The 18,682-nt window shown below is 64.4% G+C and carries 19 protein-coding genes; 7 read left to right on the top strand and 12 right to left on the bottom strand.

Annotated elements, in window-relative coordinates:
* Window positions 1-35: 35 nt before the first annotated feature.
* Window positions 36-818, bottom strand: coding sequence for an enoyl-CoA hydratase/isomerase family protein (locus tag NLM15_RS30480; RefSeq protein ID WP_254121472.1), 783 nt, complete (start codon window positions 816-818; stop codon window positions 36-38).
* Between the two features lie 136 nt (window positions 819-954).
* Window positions 955-3,045: a molybdopterin oxidoreductase family protein gene (locus NLM15_RS30485; protein ID WP_254121473.1), complete on the bottom strand. Its 2,091-nt coding sequence runs from the start codon at window positions 3,043-3,045 to the stop codon at window positions 955-957.
* A 234-nt stretch (window positions 3,046-3,279) separates the two neighbouring features.
* Between NLM15_RS30485 and NLM15_RS30490 the strand changes: the two genes are divergently transcribed.
* From NLM15_RS30490 to NLM15_RS30505, 4 genes are read left to right on the top strand one after another with little or no spacing between them, the layout of a single operon-like run.
* The gene (locus tag NLM15_RS30490) at window positions 3,280-4,254 is read left to right on the top strand and encodes a tripartite tricarboxylate transporter substrate binding protein (RefSeq protein ID WP_254121474.1); all 975 of its coding nucleotides are present in this window, start codon (window positions 3,280-3,282) and stop codon (window positions 4,252-4,254) included.
* Window positions 4,255-4,269: 15 nt separating this feature from the next.
* Window positions 4,270-4,740: a (2Fe-2S)-binding protein gene (locus tag NLM15_RS30495; RefSeq protein ID WP_254121475.1), complete on the top strand. Its 471-nt coding sequence runs from the start codon at window positions 4,270-4,272 to the stop codon at window positions 4,738-4,740.
* Window positions 4,737-6,869 carry a molybdopterin cofactor-binding domain-containing protein gene (locus NLM15_RS30500; protein WP_254121476.1) on the top strand — a complete coding sequence of 711 codons (2,133 nt, stop codon included), beginning with the start codon at window positions 4,737-4,739 and terminating at the stop codon, window positions 6,867-6,869. The genes NLM15_RS30495 and NLM15_RS30500 overlap by 4 nt, the downstream gene beginning before the upstream one ends.
* The gene (locus tag NLM15_RS30505; protein ID WP_254121477.1) at window positions 6,866-7,564 is read left to right on the top strand and encodes a substrate-binding domain-containing protein; all 699 of its coding nucleotides are present in this window, start codon (window positions 6,866-6,868) and stop codon (window positions 7,562-7,564) included. The genes NLM15_RS30500 and NLM15_RS30505 overlap by 4 nt, the downstream gene beginning before the upstream one ends.
* Window positions 7,565-7,579: 15 nt before the next feature.
* On the opposite strand, the gene NLM15_RS30510 is transcribed toward NLM15_RS30505, so the two are convergent.
* From NLM15_RS30510 to NLM15_RS30525, 4 genes are all read right to left on the bottom strand, one after another.
* Window positions 7,580-8,386 carry an SDR family oxidoreductase gene (locus NLM15_RS30510; protein WP_254121478.1) on the bottom strand — a complete coding sequence of 269 codons (807 nt, stop codon included), beginning with the start codon at window positions 8,384-8,386 and terminating at the stop codon, window positions 7,580-7,582.
* A gap of 21 nt (window positions 8,387-8,407) precedes the next feature.
* A complete protein-coding gene (locus tag NLM15_RS30515) occupies window positions 8,408-9,700 on the bottom strand; it encodes a TRAP transporter large permease (RefSeq protein ID WP_254121479.1) in 1,293 nt (430 codons plus the stop codon).
* A complete protein-coding gene (locus tag NLM15_RS30520) occupies window positions 9,691-10,239 on the bottom strand; it encodes a TRAP transporter small permease (RefSeq protein WP_254121480.1) in 549 nt (182 codons plus the stop codon). Before NLM15_RS30520 ends, NLM15_RS30515 begins: the two co-directional genes overlap by 10 nt.
* A 65-nt stretch (window positions 10,240-10,304) precedes the next feature.
* The gene (locus tag NLM15_RS30525; RefSeq protein WP_254121481.1) at window positions 10,305-11,276 is read right to left on the bottom strand and encodes a TRAP transporter substrate-binding protein; all 972 of its coding nucleotides are present in this window, start codon (window positions 11,274-11,276) and stop codon (window positions 10,305-10,307) included.
* Between the two features lie 585 nt (window positions 11,277-11,861).
* Between NLM15_RS30525 and NLM15_RS30530 the strand changes: the two genes are divergently transcribed.
* Window positions 11,862-12,644, top strand: a complete 783-nt coding sequence (locus NLM15_RS30530) for a cyclase family protein (protein ID WP_254121482.1) — start codon at window positions 11,862-11,864, stop codon at window positions 12,642-12,644.
* 4 nt (window positions 12,645-12,648) lie between these two features.
* On the opposite strand, the gene NLM15_RS30535 is transcribed toward NLM15_RS30530, so the two are convergent.
* From NLM15_RS30535 to NLM15_RS30555, 6 genes are all read right to left on the bottom strand, one after another.
* Entirely contained in the window at window positions 12,649-13,377 is a 729-nt protein-coding gene (locus tag NLM15_RS30535; RefSeq protein ID WP_028156606.1) for a Crp/Fnr family transcriptional regulator, read from the bottom strand.
* Between the two features lie 273 nt (window positions 13,378-13,650).
* Complete coding sequence (locus NLM15_RS43575) at window positions 13,651-13,779, bottom strand: hypothetical protein (RefSeq protein WP_256565512.1); 129 nt, start codon at window positions 13,777-13,779, stop codon at window positions 13,651-13,653.
* Window positions 13,780-13,878: 99 nt separating this feature from the next.
* Window positions 13,879-14,592: a helix-turn-helix domain-containing protein gene (locus NLM15_RS30540; RefSeq protein WP_254121483.1), complete on the bottom strand. Its 714-nt coding sequence runs from the start codon at window positions 14,590-14,592 to the stop codon at window positions 13,879-13,881.
* Window positions 14,593-14,734: 142 nt separating this feature from the next.
* Window positions 14,735-15,838: an ABC-type transport auxiliary lipoprotein family protein gene (locus NLM15_RS30545; RefSeq protein WP_254121484.1), complete on the bottom strand. Its 1,104-nt coding sequence runs from the start codon at window positions 15,836-15,838 to the stop codon at window positions 14,735-14,737.
* A 3-nt stretch (window positions 15,839-15,841) separates the two neighbouring features.
* Window positions 15,842-16,609, bottom strand: a complete 768-nt coding sequence (locus NLM15_RS30550; RefSeq protein ID WP_254121485.1) for an ABC transporter ATP-binding protein — start codon at window positions 16,607-16,609, stop codon at window positions 15,842-15,844.
* A 2-nt stretch (window positions 16,610-16,611) separates the two neighbouring features.
* Window positions 16,612-17,748 (bottom strand): MlaE family lipid ABC transporter permease subunit, encoded by a 1,137-nt coding sequence (locus tag NLM15_RS30555; protein WP_254121486.1) that lies wholly within the window; start codon window positions 17,746-17,748, stop codon window positions 16,612-16,614.
* A gap of 175 nt (window positions 17,749-17,923) precedes the next feature.
* Here NLM15_RS30555 and NLM15_RS30560 point away from each other — a divergent pair, with 175 nt between their 5' ends.
* Window positions 17,924-18,199 (top strand): hypothetical protein, encoded by a 276-nt coding sequence (locus NLM15_RS30560; RefSeq protein ID WP_254121487.1) that lies wholly within the window; start codon window positions 17,924-17,926, stop codon window positions 18,197-18,199.
* On the top strand, window positions 18,200-18,682 hold the full coding sequence (locus tag NLM15_RS30565; RefSeq protein WP_254121488.1) for a phage holin family protein: 483 nt from the start codon (window positions 18,200-18,202) through the stop codon (window positions 18,680-18,682). It abuts the gene before it with no gap.

The raw sequence follows: 18,682 nt of genomic DNA on the forward strand, positions 1-18,682 counted from the left end.
AACCCACCCTACGACCTGCGCCAGGAGCTTCGCGCTCACCGCCCCGTCCAGACCGGCTTGCGCTTCTCGCCGAACGCCTTCAGGCCTTCCTTCGCGTCCTCGGTCATTGCGAGCAGCGCGATCTGACTTTCGGTGTAGGCGATGCTCTCGTCGAACGACATCGAGGCGATGGCGCGCATGGCATATTTTCCGCGGCGGATCGCGGTCGGGGATTTGTCGACGATGCGGCCGATCAGCCAGTCGACCTTGGCATCCAGCTCGGCTGCCGGAACAACGTAGTTCAGGAGGCCCGCTCCTTGCGCGGCCTTCGCGTCGAGCGGCTCGCCGGTGAGCGCCCATTCGTTGACGAGGCGCGGGGGCGCGATGGACTGCAACAGGCTCAGCACCTGCATCGGGAATACGCCAACCTTCACCTCCGGCAAGCCGAAGATGACGTGATCGGCGGCAATCGCCATATCGGTCATGCAGAGCAGGCCCATGCCACCGGCCATGCAGACGCCGCCCACGCGCGCAATCGCCGGCTTCGTCGCGTTCTGCGACAGTCGCAGCAGATCGGCATAGTCGACATTCGGCCTGGAATGATCCATCGCGAAAGCCGCGCCGGAATTCTGCAGATCAGCGCCGGCGCAGAACGCCTTGTCGCCCGCGCCCGTCAGCACGATGACGCGGACGTCCTTGTCGTCATGCGCGTCGCGATAACCCTTGGTGATGCCGGCGATCACTTCGCCGTTCAGCGCGTTGCGTTTCTCCGGCCGGTTGATCGTGATCCAGAACGCCTGCCCGCGCTTCTCGGTGATGACGGCTGTGGTGTCGGTCATGGCACGCTCGCTTCCTTGGTCCCGTTTTGCAGCCATTTGCGGCAGCTCGGGCGGCAGGCGCAAGGGCAATCTGCGGCGAGGCGCGGCTTTAGCGCCTCGACACAAATTTGCACGGTGGTCGAAGCACGAGCGCGCCTCAGACCGCGACGGCCTTCCTGATCCAGACCTTGTTGTCGTGGAAGGCCGCCCCGCCGATCGGCGCGATCGTATCGGCTCCGGTCAGCATGTTGATGCCGCGGCCACCGATGTGGTTCTTGTTGGGGTGCACGGATTCCGCAATCAGCACGCCGCGACGCACGCCCTCGAACAGCGTTGCCGCCAGCGTGGTCTCGCCCCGGCCGTTGCCGAGCGTCACGGCATCGCCGTCGGCTATGTCGAGCGCGGCGGCATCCAGCGGATGGATCATCACACTCGCTTTGCCCTCGCGCGCCTGCGAGGACGGCGTCTCGTTGAAGGTGGTGTTGAGGAAGCTGCGCGAGGGACTGGTGGCGAGCCGGAACGGATGGGCCTGATCGGTACGCTCGATCACCGCCCAATGGTCCGGCAAAGACGGCATCTTGTCGAAATCGCCCATCGTCTGGCCGAACGGGGGATGCGCCCAATCGGCCTTGAAGTGGAATTTCTTGTCCGCATGGGCAAAGCCGTCGAGATAATGCGCGGTGCGGAAGTCCGGTTGCAGGTCGCGCCAGATGTCGGCTTCGAGGCCGGCGATGTCGCCATGGTCGCTCAGCTTCAGCGTCGCGTCGATCAATTCGCGCGGCGTCATCTCGAAGCCTCGATGTTTGGCGCCAAGCCGCGGCGCCAGCGCCTGCAACACCTCGTGGTTGGAGCGGCATTCGCCGGGTGGATCGATCAGTTTCGGACCGACCGAGATGTGCTGATGGCCGCCGCCGTAATAGAGATCGTCATGCTCCATGAACATGGTCGCCGGCAGCACGATGTCGGCCATCTCAGCCGTTTCGGTCATGAACTGCTCGTGCACCGCCACGAACAGATCCTCGCGCGCAAAACCCTGACGTACCAGCGCCTGCTCCGGTGCCACCGTCATTGGATTGGTGTTCTGGATCAGCATCGCCTTGACCGGCCCCTTGCCAAGCAGAGCCTCGGCATCGCCGGTGAGGATGCGGCCGATCTGCGACTGGTCGAGTGCGCGCGTGGCCTTGTCGATCGCGTCATGGCCCTCGATGATGGATTCATTGAAGTGCCACAGCGCGTAATTGTTGAAGAAGGAGCCACCGCCTTCATACTGCCAGGCGCCGGTCACCGCGGGAATGCAGTTCGCAGCATGCATCTGCGTGGCGCCATTGCGCGAGCGGGTGAAGCCGTAGCCGAGCCGGAAGAAGGTCCTCTTGGTCTCGCCGACCAGCTTGGCGAAGGCCTCGATCTCGGACACCGGCACGCCTGAGATCGCGGACGCCCACTCCGGCGTGCGCGTCTTCAGATGCGCCTCGAGCTCGGCGGGGCAATCCGTGTATTTGTCCATATAGGCGCGGTCGGCGTGACCATCCCTGAACAGGACATGCATCACACCGCACGCGAAGGCGCCGTCGGTGCCGGGCCGCAGGATGATCTTGATGTCAGCCTGCTTCATGGTCTCGTTGTCGTAGATGTCGACCGCCGCGATCTTGGCGCCGCGCTCCTTCCGCGCGCGCGCGGCGTGCGTCATCACATTGACCTGCGTGTTGACGGGATTGGTGCCCCAGATCACCACGAGGTCGGAGAGCGCCATCTCGCGCGGATCGACGCCGGCGATCTTCCCGGTGCCGATCGCGAACCCGATGCGCCCGACATTGGCGCAGATGGTCTGATAGAAGCGCGAATATTTCTTCACGTGCGTGAGGCGATTGAGGCCGTCGCGCATCACCAGCCCCATCGTGCCGGCGTAGTAATAGGGCCAGATCGATTCCGCGCCGAACTCGCGCTCGGCCTCGTTGAAGCGATCGGCGATCTCGTCGAGCGCCTCGTCCCAGGAAATCCGCGCGAACTGGCCGGAGCCCTTCGGCCCAATGCGGCGCATCGGAAACATCACCCTCTCAGGATGATGGATGCGCTCGGCATAGCGGGCGACCTTGGCGCAGACGACGCCGGCCGTGTAGGTCTGTTTCTTCGAACCGCGGACGCGGCCAATGCTGCGGCCTTCGACCACCTCGATGTCGAGGGCGCAGGCCGACGGGCAATCGTGCGGACAGGTCGAATGGCGGATTTCGATCTTGGCGTGCTGGTTCATGGTCAAATTCGTAACACCAAATGACCGGCCAGCCGAGGGCATTTATCCGGCAACGCCCATGCGATTTGCTCAAATCGCCCGCGCCAATGGTTCCTGCCGCGACTGCGAAATGGGGCGCCACCACGCCGAAAACGGCGCGATATTCCCGGCACAATCGGCTTCGTGAAGCGTCGACAGTCCGCATCCCCTGCCGCTACAGTGCCGGCCAACAAAAACGATATCAGGGAGGTGGGCATGATGGCCCGACGATTCATGCTGGCGCTGGCGGCCGGGCTCCTCGCCGCATTCTCCGCGGCCCCCTCCCTGGCGCAAGATTATCCCAACCACGCGGTCCGGATCGTCGTCCCCTTCGGCGCCGGCGGCCCGGCCGACGTCGCGGCCCGGTTGATCGGCAACGTGCTCCAGGAGAGCTTTGGTCAGCCCTTCGTGGTCGAGAACCGCACCGGCGCGGGCGGGGTCATCGGCACGGTCGAAGCGGCGAAATCGCCGGCCGACGGCTACACGCTGCTGATGATGTCCAACACCCAGACCGCGAACGAATCGCTGCTGACGCCGGACAAGCGTAAATACGAGCTGATGCGCGATCTCGCCCCGATTGCGCCGGTGAACTATTCCGATCTGGTCATCGTGGTGAACCCGCAGGTCCCAGTAAAGACGCTACAGGAGTTCATCGCGCTCGCCAAATCGCAGCCGGGCAAGCTGAACTACGCCTCCTCCGGACAGGGCACGCCCTATCACATGGCCGGCGAGTTGTTCAAAGCCATGGCCGGCATCGACGTCGTCCACGTGCCCTACCGCAACAGCGGCGAGGCGCGCAGCGGCGTGATCGGCGGACAGGTGCAGATGATGATCGACGCGGTGCCGGCGATGGCGCCGAACATCGGCGAGAACCAGGTTCGTGCACTCGCGACCACCGGCAAGCAGCGCTCTGCAGTGCTGCCGAACGTTCCGACCGCTGGCGAGGCCGGTGTCGCGGGCTATGAGGCGACGATCTGGCTCGGCCTGATGGCGCCGGCCGGCACGCCGAAGCCTGTCATCGACAAGCTCAATGCCGCCGTAAACGCAATGGTGAAGCGGCCCGACATCGTCAAACTCTGGACTGAGCAGGGCGCCGTACCCATGTCCATGACACCGGCGGAATTCGACAAATTCCTGCGCGGCGACATCGAGAAATGGGCCGACGTCGTCAAGAAGTTCGACAAATCCTGAGGCTGTAGAGCGATAATGCCTACCATTCAATTCCAGCTCAACGGCGCCGCCGTTGCGGTGGACACCGATCCTGACCAGACATTGCTTGATGTGCTGCGCGGACGGCTCGGGGTCAACGGTCCGCATTTCGGCTGCGGCGCCGGTGAGTGCGGGGCCTGTCACGTCATGGTCGACGGCCGCGCGATGGCTTCCTGCGACATGCCGATGTGGTCGGTCGCGGACAAGGACGTCGTCACGGTGGAAGGCCTCGGTACAATGGACGCACCGCATCCGCTACAACGCGCCTTCATCTCGGAGCAGGCGATGCAATGCGGCTATTGCGTTTCGGGGATACTGATCAGTGCAGCGGCGCTGCTGAAGCGCAATCCGTCGCCGACCGAGGCCGAGGTCCGAGCCGCGCTCGATCGTAATCTGTGTCGCTGCGGATCGCATAACCGCATGGTTCGCGCCGTGCAGCGCGCTGCCGCGGAGATGGTAACGTCATGAGTGCACCGTCCCCTGCCCCGAAACTGCCGGTCAGCCTCGCGGCCAATCCACGGCTATCGTCCTGGGTGAAGCTCACCGGCGAAGGCCGTGTGGCGATCTCGCCCGGCAAGGTCGAGATCGGTCAGGGCATCGTCACCGCGCTGGCGCAGATCGCAGCGGACGAGCTTGACGTCGATATTAGCCGGATCGAGATGATCCGCGCTTCCACGGCCACCAGCCCGAACGAGGGCGTCACCTCGGGCAGCCTCTCCATCCAGCAGTCCGGTCGCGCGCTGCGCCACGCCTGCGCCGAGGTGCGGCAGCGATTCATCACTGCTGCATCGGAACGTCTCGGCGTCGATGCCTCGCTGCTCGATATCGATGACGGCACGATCTCGGGCCCCGGCAATGTCAGGACCAGCTATTGGGAGCTCGCAGACGACGTCTCGCTCGACTGCAATGCCTCGGCGGATGCGATAGCCAAGAGCGTCGACAGGCGCGGCCTCGCTGGACATTCGATTCAGCGTGTCGATATTCCCGACAAGGTATTCGCGCGGCCGCGCTTCATCCATGATCTTGCGCTGCCGGGACTGTTGCACGGACGGGTGCTGCGGCCGGACGTCTCGGGCGCCAAATTGAGCGCGCTCGATGAAACGGCGGCGCGCGCCGTCTCCGGCCTCGTTGCGATCGTCCGCGACGGCGGCTTTGCCGGCGTTGTCGCCGACAGCGAGGCCGCGGCGGAAGCCGCACTGAAAGCCTTGCGCAAGGGCGCGACATGGTCGGGCGGCGAGCCGCTGCCCGATGAAGATGATCTAGCAAGCTTCCTGAAGAGCCAGCCGGTCGAAACGACCGTCATCGACAGCAGGACGGCGGCAGTGACGCGCACGTTCGCGCGCACCCTCCGCCGGCAATACACCCGTCCCTACATCGCACATGCCTCGATCGCGCCGTCCTGCGCCATGGCGCGATGGGACGGCGATCGCGTCCATGTCTGGACGCACAGCCAGGGCGTCTACCTGCTGCGCGCCGATCTCGCGATCGTTCTCGCGCTGCCGGCCGAGAACATCGTCGTCGAGCATATGGAAGGTGCCGGCTGCTACGGACACAATGCGGCCGACGACGTCGCGCTCGATGCCGTGCTGCTGGCGAAAGCCGCCGGCGGCCGCCCGGTGCGGGTGCAATGGTCGCGCCACGACGAGATGTCTCACGCGCCGTTCGGCGCGGCCATGGCCATCGAGATCGAGGCCGACCTCGATGCGGACAACGAGATCATCGGCTGGCGCCATGCGATCTGGAGCAACGGCCACGCGGCGCGGCCCGGGCGTGCGACCCACCCCGCGCTGCTGGCGGCGACCGAGATCGCAAACCCCTACCCCCGCATGGTCTCGACGAATCCGCCTGCCGCCAATGGCGGGGGCGGCGACCGCAACTCGGTTCCGCTCTATGATCTCCCGGCCTGGACCATCATGAGCCACCGGCTGCTGACCATGCCGGTGCGCACCTCGGCGCTGCGGACACTCGGCGCGCAAGGCAACGTGTTCGCCATCGAATCCCTGGTCGACGAGATCGCCGCTCTGCGCGGCGAAGACCCGGTCGAATTCCGCCTGCGCCATCTCCGCGACGAGCGGGCCAGGGACGTTATTCGCGCGGCGGCGCGACGCGCGAAGTGGAAACCGCAGAAGCAAGGCGGCATCGGACACGGCGTCGCCTTCGCCCGCTACAAGAACATGGGCGCCTATTGCGCCGCCATTGCCGAGATCGAAGGCACCGACGACATCTGCGTCCGGCGGTTGACGCTCGCGGTCGATGTCGGCGAAGCCATCAATCCGGACGGCGTCATCAACCAGATTGAGGGCGGCGCGATCCAGGCCACGAGCTGGGTGCTGAAGGAACGCGTCCGCTTCGACCGGACCCACATCACCTCGACATCCTGGACAAACTATCCTGTCCTGACCTTCAGTGAAGTGCCGGCGGTGGATATCGAGATCATCCAGCGGCCGGAGATCGAACCCGTCGGCGCCGGCGAGGCTGCCCACGGCCCGGTGACAGCGGCGATCGCGAACGCGGTCCATGATTGCCTCGGCGTTCGCGTGCGCGACCTGCCGATCACGCGCGACAGAATCATCGCAGCCATGGAGCTTGCATCGTGACGACAGTGAACATTTTGAGTGGCGGCGCGGCGCAAGGACTGGTGCGCGGCATCACCGGCGCCTTCAAGGCGCAGACCGGATTCGGCATTGATGGCGAGTTCGGCGCGGTTGGCGTGATGGCCGACAAGCTGCGTGCGAGCACGCCGGCTGACCTTGTGATCCTGACGCAGGCTCTCCTCGCAAAGCTCGCCGAGGAAGGGCTCGTCACCCCCTCCTCGATCGCCGATGTCGGCCGGGTCGAGACTGCACTGGCGGTCCGCAGCCGCGATCCCAAGGTGACCGTGAAAACTGAAGCCGATTTGCGCGAGGTGCTGCGCTCCGCAGACGCCATCTACGTTCCGGACACCAAGGCGTCGACCGCCGGACAGCACGTCGCAAAAGTGCTGGATCAGCTCGGCATCGCCTATGAAGTGGCTTCGCGCCTCAAGATATTTCCGAACGGCGCGACCGCGATGCGGGAGCTTGCATCGTCCACCGCGACGCGTCCGATCGGCTGCACGCAAGCGACCGAGATCATCGCGACCGAGGGCATCGCATTATCGGGATCGCTGCCGCCGGGCTGCGAGCTCGTGACGATGTACACGGCCGGTGCGACGGCGCGGGCCGCACATCCGAAGGAGGCGGCTGCGCTGATCGCGCTGCTGACTGGCGCAGACCGGAAGGAGCTGCGCCAGCGTGTCGGCTTTGCCGGCTAGATGCGGATCACCACCCTATTTGTGCAATTGGGTGAGACCGGTCGGCGGGCCATCGACGGCGGTCCAGCCGCCATCAACGAACAGCGTGCTGCCGCTGACATAGCTCGCGGCGTCCGAGGCGAGATAGGCCACGGCGGTGGCGACCTCGTCGGCGCTGCTCCAGCGGTTGAATACGGTGTGACCAGCGTAGAGATTGTAGATGTCGGGCCGCTGCTTGAACGGGCCGGTCAACGCGGTCTCGGCAATGCTCGGGGCGATCGCGTTGACGCGCACGCCGGCGTGGCCGACCTCGGAGGCGAACCCCTTCACCAGCAGGCCGATGGCGGCCTTGGTCGAACCGTAGACGCCAAGGCCCGGCTCGATGGTCACTGCGCGCACCGATGAGCAGGCAATGATGCTGCCGCCCTTCTGCTCGACCATGATGCGGCCGAAAGCCTGGAAGAACCACACGGTGCCCTTGACGTTGAGGTTCAGGACACGGTCGAGATCCTCCTCGGTGTAGTCGAGGATCGTCTTGCGGATGTTGAGCCCGGGCGTCGTCACGGCGATGTCGAGCCGCGGGAATTTCTGCGTCACGGTCCTAGCGAGCGCATTGACGTCCGCAGCGCTCGCGGCGTCGCAGCTAGCTGCTTCCGCCCAGCCGCCCTTGTCGCGAATGCCGGCCGCCGTCGCCTCGGCGGCGTCAAGCGCGCGGTCGGCGCAGACGACGCGCGCGCCAAGGCCCGCCAGCGCCTCCGCGGACGATTTGCCGATGCCCGAGGCGGCGCCGAGCACGACGGCGGTCTTGCCGGTGAGATCGAAGAGCTTGCGATAGTCAGTCACGGACAGATTCTCCTGTTGCTGCTAACCCTTGTAGCCCATCAGCAGACGGGGCAGCCACAGCGAGAATGCGGGGACGTAGGTCACGAACATCAGAGCTGCGATCAGGGCAGCGTAGAACGGCAGGATGGTGCGCATCACCGCGCCCACCGAGATGCCACCGATGGCACAGCCCACGAACTGCGTCGTTCCGACCGGAGGGGTGTTCAGCCCCAGCGCGCAGTTGATCAGCATCAGCATGCCGAACTGCACCGGATCCATGCCCGCCTTCATCGCGATTGGCAGGAAAATGGGGGTGCAGATCAGGATGGTCGCAGCCATATCCATGAACGTGCCGAGCACGAACAGGATGACGTTGATGAGCAGGAAGATGACCCAGGGCTGCGACGAGACCTTGCTCATCATGTCGCCGGCGAGGTCGGCGACCTCATAGAGCCCCATCAGATACTGGAACATGGTGGAGACGCCGATCAGCAACAACACTACGCCCGTCGTCTTCACCGCCTTGGCCGCGGCCCGCAGGAAGTTCGGCAAGGTCATGGTGCGGTAGATGAAGAACGTCAGCAGGATCGTGTAGGTCACCGCGACGGCTGCGGATTCGGTTGCCGTGAAGACGCCCGACAGGATGCCCGCGAGGATGATGCCGACGATCAGGAGGCCGGGCAGCGCGGCCGCGAAGGAGCGGAAAACCTCGGCCCAGCCCGGGAACTTGCCGGCCGGATAGCCCCGCTTCACCGCGACCGCGTAAGCGGCGACCAGCATGCACGCCATCAGCACGAGCGCGGGCATGATGCCCGCGGCGATCAGCGCGCCGATCGAGACCTTGCCGCCCGCGGCCAGGGCATAGATGATCATGTTGTGGCTGGTCGGCATCAACGCTCCGACCAGCGAGGCGTGGGTGGTGACGTTGACGGCGTAGTCGGTGTCGAAGCCTTCCTTCTTCATCATCGGGATCATCACCGCGCCCATCGCCGACACGTCGGCCACGGGCGAGCCCGATACGCCGCCGAACAGCGTGCAGGCGACCACGTTCGACATGCCGAGCCCGCCGCGGATGTGCCCGACCAGATTCTTGGCGAGCTGCACGATCTTGTCGGCGACCCCGCCATGCAGCATCAGCTCGCCGCTGAAGACGAAGAACGGGATGGCCAGGAACGAGAAGATGTTCATCCCCGACATCATCTGCTGGAAGATGACGGCGACCGGCAGGCCTTCATAGAGGATGGTGCAGATCGCCGAGAGGCCGATCGCGAAGGCGACCGGGACGCCGAGGATCAGGAAGCCGAAGAACGTGGCGCCGAGGATGATCAGTTCCATGAGGGGACGACCTCTTCGCCGCGGAGGAGAGCAATGATGTGCTCGATTGAAAAGGAGACGATCAGGACGCCAGAGGCGATCAGCGGCACGTAGCGGATGACCTCGGGCAGTCCGAGATTGGGGATCTTCACGGTTCCGACCGACGCCCCGAGGATCCAACCGTTGTAGGCCATCGCAATGCCGAACACGGCCACCAGAACGTGGATCACCAGCTCGATCTTCTCTCGCATGTGATCCGGAAGCATCACCAGCAAACTGTCCATGCCGATGTGTCCGGCGTCGCGAACGCCGACGGCGGCGCCGATCAGCGTGACATACAGGATCAGAACCAGCGCAAGGTTCTCCGTCCAGGTCGGACTGGAATTGAGCACGTAACGTCCGAACACCTGGTAGAACACGATGGTGACGATGACGAGCAGGCCGGTCACTGACAGATACATGCCCAAGCGAGCGACGACGGCGTTAATCCGCGACAGCAAGCCGGTCGACGGACGTCCGGCAACCTCCTGCTCGTGGCTTGCGACATGTGGGTCTGTCATTCCAGCGTCTCCCTCGCGAGGGCCCGGCACCGCCGATTGGCGACACCGGACCCCGAGCTGTAACCTTACTTCGTGTCCTGGATACGCTTGACGAGGCCCTTCAGCTTCTCGTCACCGGCGAACTTGTCGTACACCGGCTTCATCGCGTCGACGAATTCGGCCTTGTTGGCGATCGTAACGACCTGCACGCCGGCGGCTTCGACGGTCTTGCGCGACGCCTGCTCGCGCTCATCCCAGAGCTTGCGCATGACGGGCACCGATTCCTTGGCCGCCTTGCGGACCATCGCCTGATCTTCCTTGCTCAGCGTGTCCCAGACCTTCTTGGACATCACCAGAACTTCGGGCGCCAGGGAATGCTCCGTGACGTTGTAGAACTTGGCGGCCTCGAAATGACGCGAGGACTCGTAGGAAGGCCAGTTGTTTTCGGCGGCGTCCACCAGACCGGTCTTGAGAGCGGTGTAGACCTCGCCATACGGCATCGGCGTCGGGTTGGCCCCGAGGCTCTGGATCATGCCGACCCATAGGTCGGATTGCTGGACGCGGATCTTGAGGCCCTTGAGGTCCGCGAGCGACTTGACCGGGGCCTTGACGGTGTAAATGGAGCGGGCGCCGCTGTCGTAATAGGCAAGGCCGACCAGGCCTGCGGGCTCCATGGCTGCGAGGATTTCATCGCCGATCGGGCCGTCGAGCACGTTGCGCATATGCTGAGTATCGCGGAAGACGAAGGGCAGGCAGAGCGCGATGGTTTCCGGCACGAAATTGTTCAACGGCGATGCATTGATCCGCATCATGTCGAGCGCGCCGATCTTCAGCTGCTCGATGGTGTCCTTCTCGGAGCCCAGGGCACCGTTGGGAAACACCTTCACGCCGAGCTTGCCGCCGCTCGCCGCAGCGAGCTGCTTGCCCATGAACTTGACGGCCTCGACGGTCGGATAGTCGGCGGGGTGGATGTCGGCGGAGCGGAAATCGCGTGCGGTCGCGAAAGGCGCTGAGACCGCCAGCGTAGCGGCAGCGATGATACCGATCAGTGTCTTCATCTGGGCTTTCCTCCTGAGTGATTATGTCGTCGTTGGGCAAGTGCTGCCGGCCGCCTTGGGTCGCTCCACTTCAAGTGTGAAGTCAAGCGTCACAACCGCACCACCTTGGTAGGATTGCGCGGCGGAGTCGAGCGGATTTGGCTGGCTGATGACGGAGCGCAGATCGATGCGGCGCCAGGCCGGCAAGGGCCGGCTCCGAGTAATCCCGCCTCGCCATCGGCCAATGCCGGATGCGAGGTTACGCTCGTCGTATCCATGGACGTTCCTCTGGTGTTGTGCTCGACCGCTATTGATTGCGGCTTGGAGGCTCGGGCGAGACGGTCGCCCCGTTCCTGTGCGATGCGCGCTGCAGCGGCGCGATGCCGCCAATGTCGTCCCTAGGGCGGGCGGCATTCTGAGTCCAAGCCAAATCCGGCATCGATCGATGCTGGAGTTGCATTGATCGATCACGCCGCGCTCCGGGGCGGCAATTGGCAGACATTGCCGTTTTTCAGAATTAATCCGCACCGAGGCGTTACTTGACGCCGTCAATCCAGCCCCCTCAAGATGGGCCGTGACAGTGCGGACCATCGCGAGGAAATGCCCATGCCGCGGAAGCTGATCGATATTTCCGTGCCGCTCCGAAACGACGTGACGGCCGATCCGCCGGGCAACCACCCGACGATCCAGTATATCGATCACCAGCAGGGCCTGCCGCGCATGCTGCAGTTCTTCGACGGCCTCAAGGCGGAGGATTTGCCGGATGGCCAGGGCTGGGCCGTCGAGCAGGTCTCGCTGTCCACCCACAACGGCACGCATCTCGACGCGCCCTGGCATTTCCACCCGACCATGAATCGTGGCGAGCGCTCATGGACCATCGACGAGGTGCCGCTGGAATGGTGCCTTCAGCCCGGCGTGAAGCTCGACTTCCGGCATCTGCCTGACGGCTACGTGGCGACCGCCGACGATGTCGAAAAGGAACTGAAACGGATCGGGCACACGTTGGCGCCGCTGGAGATCGTCGTCGTCAACACCAGCGCCGGCGCAAAATTCGGCCAGGCCGATTACGTCAACTCCGGCTGCGGCATGGGCTATGAGGCCACCATGTATCTGCTCGAGCGCGGCATACGGCTGACCGGCACCGACGGCTGGAGCTGGGACGCGCCGTTCGTCTTCACCGCGAAGAAATATGCTGAAACAAAAGATGCCGGCCTGATCTGGGAAGGCCACAAGGCGGGGCGGCACATCGGCTATTGCCATCTCGAGAAGCTGCACAATCTCGACAAGCTGCCTTCGACCGGATTCACGATCTCGTGCTTCCCGGTGAAGATCGAGCGAGCGTCCGCAGGCTGGACCCGGGCGGTCGCCATCCTCGACAATCAGGGCTGAGGCCTCACTCGCCGTCGAGGCCGCTCTCGGCGAGGTCGCGCAACGCATCGGTATCCAGCACAACGATGGCGCCGTGCTCGAGGCGAACCCAGTTGCGGCCGGCCCAGGCGCGCAATTGCTTGTTGATGCTCTCGCGCGTCATGCCCACCATCTCGCTGATCTCCTGCTGCGTGATGGCGAGCGTACCGCTGCCGGAGTCGAGCTTGCGCTCTTCGGTGAGACCGAGCAGCGCGCTCGCAAGCCGGCCCGGAAGATTCTGCAGGATCACCTGCTCGACCTGCTGGCTGGTCCAGCGCAGGCGCGCGCAGAGCAGCTCGATGAACTTCATCGCCAGCGCCGGCTGGCTCTTCACGAATGGCAGGAAGTCGCGGCGGTCGATGATGTAGAGCTCGCAATTGGTGTTGGCGGTCGCGTCGGCCGAGCGCGGCGCACCGTCGAGAACCGCGATCTCGCCAAAGATTTCTCCGGGACCGATCAGATTGAGAATAGCGTTCCGGCCATCCGGCGAAGAAGAGGAAATCTTCACTGTTCCCGTGATCACCGCGAACAAATTGTTGCCGGGATCGCCCTTGGCGGCGATCGTCGCACCGCGCTTCACCGTGGTGTGCTTGGCGTAACGGCAGAGCTGATCGAGCGCGTCCGGCTCGAGATCCGCAAAGATCGGGTGCTTGCGCAGGACCGATAATTTGTTGCCCGCAGCTTGTCGGGGGTCGCCGGTCTTGTCCTGAGGCACGCCGCTGGGCTCCTAAGACTGCGAGGCACTGGAGTTCCTGCGTAGTCAACGTTAGCAGGCTTTTCAACCGGAAAGCATGCGCACGGTTTGAGCCAAATACGGCGAAAATGCCGCGGTGAGGCGCGAAGGCGGCATCCGAAGGATGAGCCAATGCGCCCCGATCGATGCAGAGTTGCAGCCCCCGCACGTGGCATTGCGTCGAGACGCTGCCAAACGGCCACGAGCTGGCCAAGGAAGCATCAGCGGCAGCCGGGGCAACACGCGATTATGATCTCAGGAGCGCCCGGCGTCCGAATCGAGCCGGCTTCCGCTGGTTTGCCGGTCTGCCCAGGCCAGCGCCCCGGCGAATACGACAAAGATGGCCACGACGATGATAGTCACCAGCAGCGCGTCAGTCGGCATGAGGCCCTCCCCGAGATTGGTTAGGACATTATTGGCCGCGCGCGGCCACCGGCATTGATCGGGATCAAAAATTGGAGCGCGCCGGGTCGTGAGCAGGCTTCAGGCCGCGGCCAGGGCCTCGACCTTCGCCGGATCGAGCAGGCTGACGCCGCCGTGAATAATCTCGATCACCCCATGGCGCTCCAGCTTGGTGAAGGTGCGGCTGACGGTTTCGATGGTCAGGCCGAGGTAGTCGGCGATGTCCTGGCGGCTCATGGGCAGCGGGACGGTGTCGGACGATCCCTTCAGCGAGACCAGACGCTCGCGCCAGCCGAGCAGAAAGGTGGCAACCTTCTCCTCCGCCGAGCGGCGGCCCAGCAGGACCATATGGTCGCGCGCCTGGCTCAACTCGCGAATCGCCAACTCGTTGATCCGCCTGAGCAGGTGCGGCCGATCCTCGATAAAACGGCCAAACGGCACTTTTGCGAACTGGCACACGGTGACGCCGCCGATCGCATCGGCCGAAAAATTGTACCGGCCGGAAATATTCATCCCCAGGAAATCGCCGGGTAGCCCGAATCCCACGATCTGCCGCCGGCCGTCGGGCAGCAGCTTGTAGAGCCGCATGACGCCGTCGAGGAGGTTGTAGAACGAGGTCGCGATGTCCTCCTCGGAGAAGACGCTCTCGCCCCCGCCAAAATGGACGCGACGTCCCAGATGCTCGAACTCCCTGAGCTCGGCCGGGCCCAGCGACGAACACACTGCGAAGTCGCGGACCGCACAATCGCTACAGAAATGCCCGTTCGGCTCGATCGTCACCACGGAAGCCTTCATTGACCGCTCCAAGCGCCGGCTGCCCCGCATCAGGCCGGGTCCACCGCGCGGGCTGCATTTTACTGCACTGCGCCAAAGCCGATTGACCCAGATCAATTTTGGCAGCGATGGCCGCTTTGCCCTGTTGTAGGGCGCGAGGGCGTCAGACCGCCTGCACCGTCCAGCCGATCAGCTCCTTCGTGATACGGGCGAAGGCTGCGTCGAACGCTGCGACGGCTGCGGCCGGCTCGATCTTGTCGAGCTTCTCGCTGGTCTCGACGAGGCGTGACGCGACCACCTTGCCGTTTCTGTCGACGATACGTGCCGACAGCCCGATCTCGACCCGCATCTCGCCCTCGGTGGCGATGCGGAAGCGCCTGATGTCGATCAGGAGCTGATAGTCCGCCTGTCCAAGATCGGTGGTCCGCAGCGGCGCGTGGGCGATGTCGTAGTTCTCAAAACTGTCGATCAGCCGCGCCTGCACCAGCTTTGGAATGCTGTCGGCCCAGAGGAAGTCTGCGAACCCCGGATTGTCGCCACTGGGCATAAACAGCATACGCTGGGTCTGGAGCATCGCCACCGCCGTCGGTTCGGGAATGGCCAGTGACGCCGACAGCGTCTTGCCGGCAGGCCCGAGATTCTGCGGCGTGCGCAAATCGTAGGTGATCTTCTGCGCCGGCGTCCCACCGCCGGTCATCTTCTCGAGGCCCGCCAGGATGCCATCGATCTTGCCGGTGTTGCGTGCGAGCCCGTCGGAGAATGTCTTGAGATTCGCTATGGTATCCTTCAGCGGGCCGGAATTGTCCTCCAGCACGGTATCGACCCGCCGCAGCGCATCGCGCGCCGCCTGCGTCATGCTCTGGCCTGCCCCGGCCTCGGCGATCAAGGTCACGGGCTCGCCGGCCTTCGCAACGATCATGCCGCCCTCCAGCGTCACCACCGGCACGCCGGTCAGCCCCTGGAAATCGAGCCCGACCCTGGTGTCGGCACGCACGGGTGTCGTCGAGGCAACCGAGATCGTCGCATTGACGAAGCGCGGATTGTCCGGCGCAAGGCCAAGCTGCGTCACCTCGCCGACGCGGATGCCGTTGAACAGCACGCCGGCGCCGACCAGCAGGCCCGGCACCGGTCCCTGGAATTGCACGTGATAGTTCGCGCGCGGTCCGATGCCTCCTGTGTTGTTCAGCCAGTAGACGAAGCCGAACACCGCGAGGATCGCGGCCAGCACGAAACTGCCGATCAGCACGTAGGGAGCGCGGGTTTCCATGTCTCATCTCATCTCGTGTTGCAGCATCTGCGAGCGCTTGCCGTGGAAATAGGCGCGCACCCACGGATGCTCGGATTGCAGCAATTCGCGCATCGGGCCGATCGCCACGATCCTGCCGTCGGCGAGCGCGGCGACGCGGTCGCAGACCGTGGTGAGGCTTGCAAGGTCATGGGTGACCATGAACACGGTGAGGCCAAGGGTTTTCTGCAGCGTCCCTATCAGCGCGTCAAAATCGCCGGCGGCGATCGGGTCGAGACCCGAGGTCGGCTCGTCCAGGAACAGGATCGGCGGATCGAGCGCGAGTGCGCGCGCCAACGCCACACGCTTGGTCATGCCGCCCGAGAGCTCCGACGGATATTTGTCGGCGTCCTGCGCCCGCAGCCCGACCATCTCGAGCTTGGCGATCGCGATCTCGTCCATCAGCTCCTGCGACAGCACCAGATTCTCGCGCAGCGGGAACTGCACGTTCTGACGGACCGTCAGCGAGGAGAATAGCGCACCTTGCTGGAACAGGATGCCCCACGTCGTCGCCGCACCTTCCTTGCGGCCTCCGATGGGCTGTCCCATCACGTCGATGCTCCCGCGCTGGCGCGGGATGAGGCCAATGATGGTGCGCATCAGCACCGACTTGCCGCCGCCGGACGCTCCCACCAGCCCGAGGATCTCGCCCCGGCGGACATCGAGCGACAGATGGTCGAGCACGGTCTGGCGGCCGAAGCCGACCACGAGATCGCGAACGCGGATCGCGAACTCCTCTTGTGATTCGTCCATCGTCACATTCCGATCGAGGCGAAGAAGATCGCGAACAGGCCGTCGAGCACGATCACCAGGAAGATCGACTTCACCACCGACATCGTCGTCTGCCGTCCGAGCGATTCCGCGCTGCCCTTCACGCGCAAGCCCTCGCTACAGGCCACGATCCCGATCACCAGCGCCATGAACGGCGCCTTCAGGATGCCGACCTCGAAATGAGTGACGGAGATGGCCTCGTGCAGCCGCGCGATGTAGATCGCGGGCGCCATGCCGCCGTAGAATTGCGCGACCAGTCCTCCGCCATAGAGCGCCGCAACCGCCCCGACGAACGCGAGAATCGGCAATGCGATGACCAGGGCTGCTACCCGCGGCAATATCAGGACATGGACAGGATCGAGGCCCATGGTCGAGAGCGCGTCGATCTCCTCCCGCATTTTCATCGAGCCGAGCTCGGCAGTATATGCACTCCCCGAGCGTCCCGCGACCATGATGGCGACGATCAGCACACCCAGCTCGCGCAGCACCAGGATGCCGACCATGTCGACGGTGTAGGACTCCGCACCGAACCTGCGGAAATGGAAGAACCCCTGCTGAGCGATGATGGCGCCGATCAGGAAGGTAATGAGTACGACAATCGGAATGGCCTGCCAGCCGATGCGGTAGAGCTGATAGACAAGCGACGTCAGCCGCAGCGAGCGGGGCCGGCGCAGCACACCGATCACGGCGCTGAACAATGCGCCCAGCATTTGAAGGAAGATCGTGACGTCTTCGCGCGCGCCAACCGTGGATTTGCCGAGATCGCCGAGCCTGAGCAGAACCGGGTTTGGCGCGGCCGCAGGCGGCGGCGTGTGGCGATTGACCTGACGCACCTCGTCCATCAGTCCGCTGAAATGATCGGCGACGCCGACGAATTCTGCCGATCGGCCTGATGAAGCGGCTCTGCGCGACAACTTCTCCAGGACCCAGGCGCCGAGCGTGTCGAGCGCGCTGACGCCGGACATGTCCAGCGTCACGGCGCTGGATCGATCGACGTCCGCTCCGACCGATCGGGACAGCGTTTCGAGCGCCGACACGTTGGCTGCCGTCCACGGCCCTTGCGGGCACAAGTTCAGCGCATCACCGGAGGGCGTCGCCAGCAACAGCGGTTGGGAGTTCACGCTTCCACCTCATCGGGACAATCTGTCCCCATTCAGCCGGCATTTTTAGGCCAGCATGTGGCGACCGGCTTGACCTGCCTCAAGACCGGGACCGCGCGCCGTCCGTTGATGTAAGTCAAGCGCGGCAGCGTCGCCGGATCTTAGGGTCGTTTCATTCAAGGGAGTTCCTAAATCCATGTTCGACAGCGACAGGATGAGCGAAGAACTGCGAGCGCTGAAGATTGACGTCACGCGTCTGCTGAGCACCGCAGGCGAGGAGATGTTCGACAGCTCGAAAGACCGGGCCGAGGCTCTGGCCGATCAGATCAAGGCCGCGCTGGCCGAGCTCGGCGAAACCGTCAGTGACGAGCAGGAGCAGCTTCAGGGCCTCATTGCGGACCGTCCGGTCACGTCGCTCGCCTCCGCTTTCGCGCTCGGCGTCGTCGTCGGCTTCATGCTGAGGAGGCACTAGGTGAACATCGAAAATGTCGTCAGACATCTGCGCGCGCTGTGGCGCACCGACAGGATCATCGCGGACATCAGGCTGCGCCATCTGCTGATGGGCCTCGGCCTGCGCGCCTTCGCGGCGCTGATCGCCACATTCGGCCTGCTAATGCTGGAGCTATCGGCCTATTTCGCACTGATCCAGATCTGGAGTGCAGTCGCGTCGGCTGCCGCTCTCGGCGCGATCAACCTCGTCATTGCAGGAATCCTCTTCTTCGTTGCTGGCCGCCCGCCCTCCGGCCGTGACATCGAGCTCGCCAATGAAATTCACGGCACGTCCATCGAGGCCCTGCAGATCGAGGCGCGCGCGCTTCAAGCCCAGGTATCGGGCGCGGTGCATCATCCACTCAGCACTCTCATGCCGGTGCTGGTGCCGCTGATCGCGATCATCGTGAAGAACCTGCAGAAGACGGCTAAGGAGACGGCAGCTGCTTCCGAAGCGGGCTCGTAG

The organism is Bradyrhizobium sp. CCGB20 (assembly GCF_024199855.1).
In the GTDB taxonomy this organism is placed as follows: Bacteria; Pseudomonadota; Alphaproteobacteria; order Rhizobiales; family Xanthobacteraceae; genus Bradyrhizobium.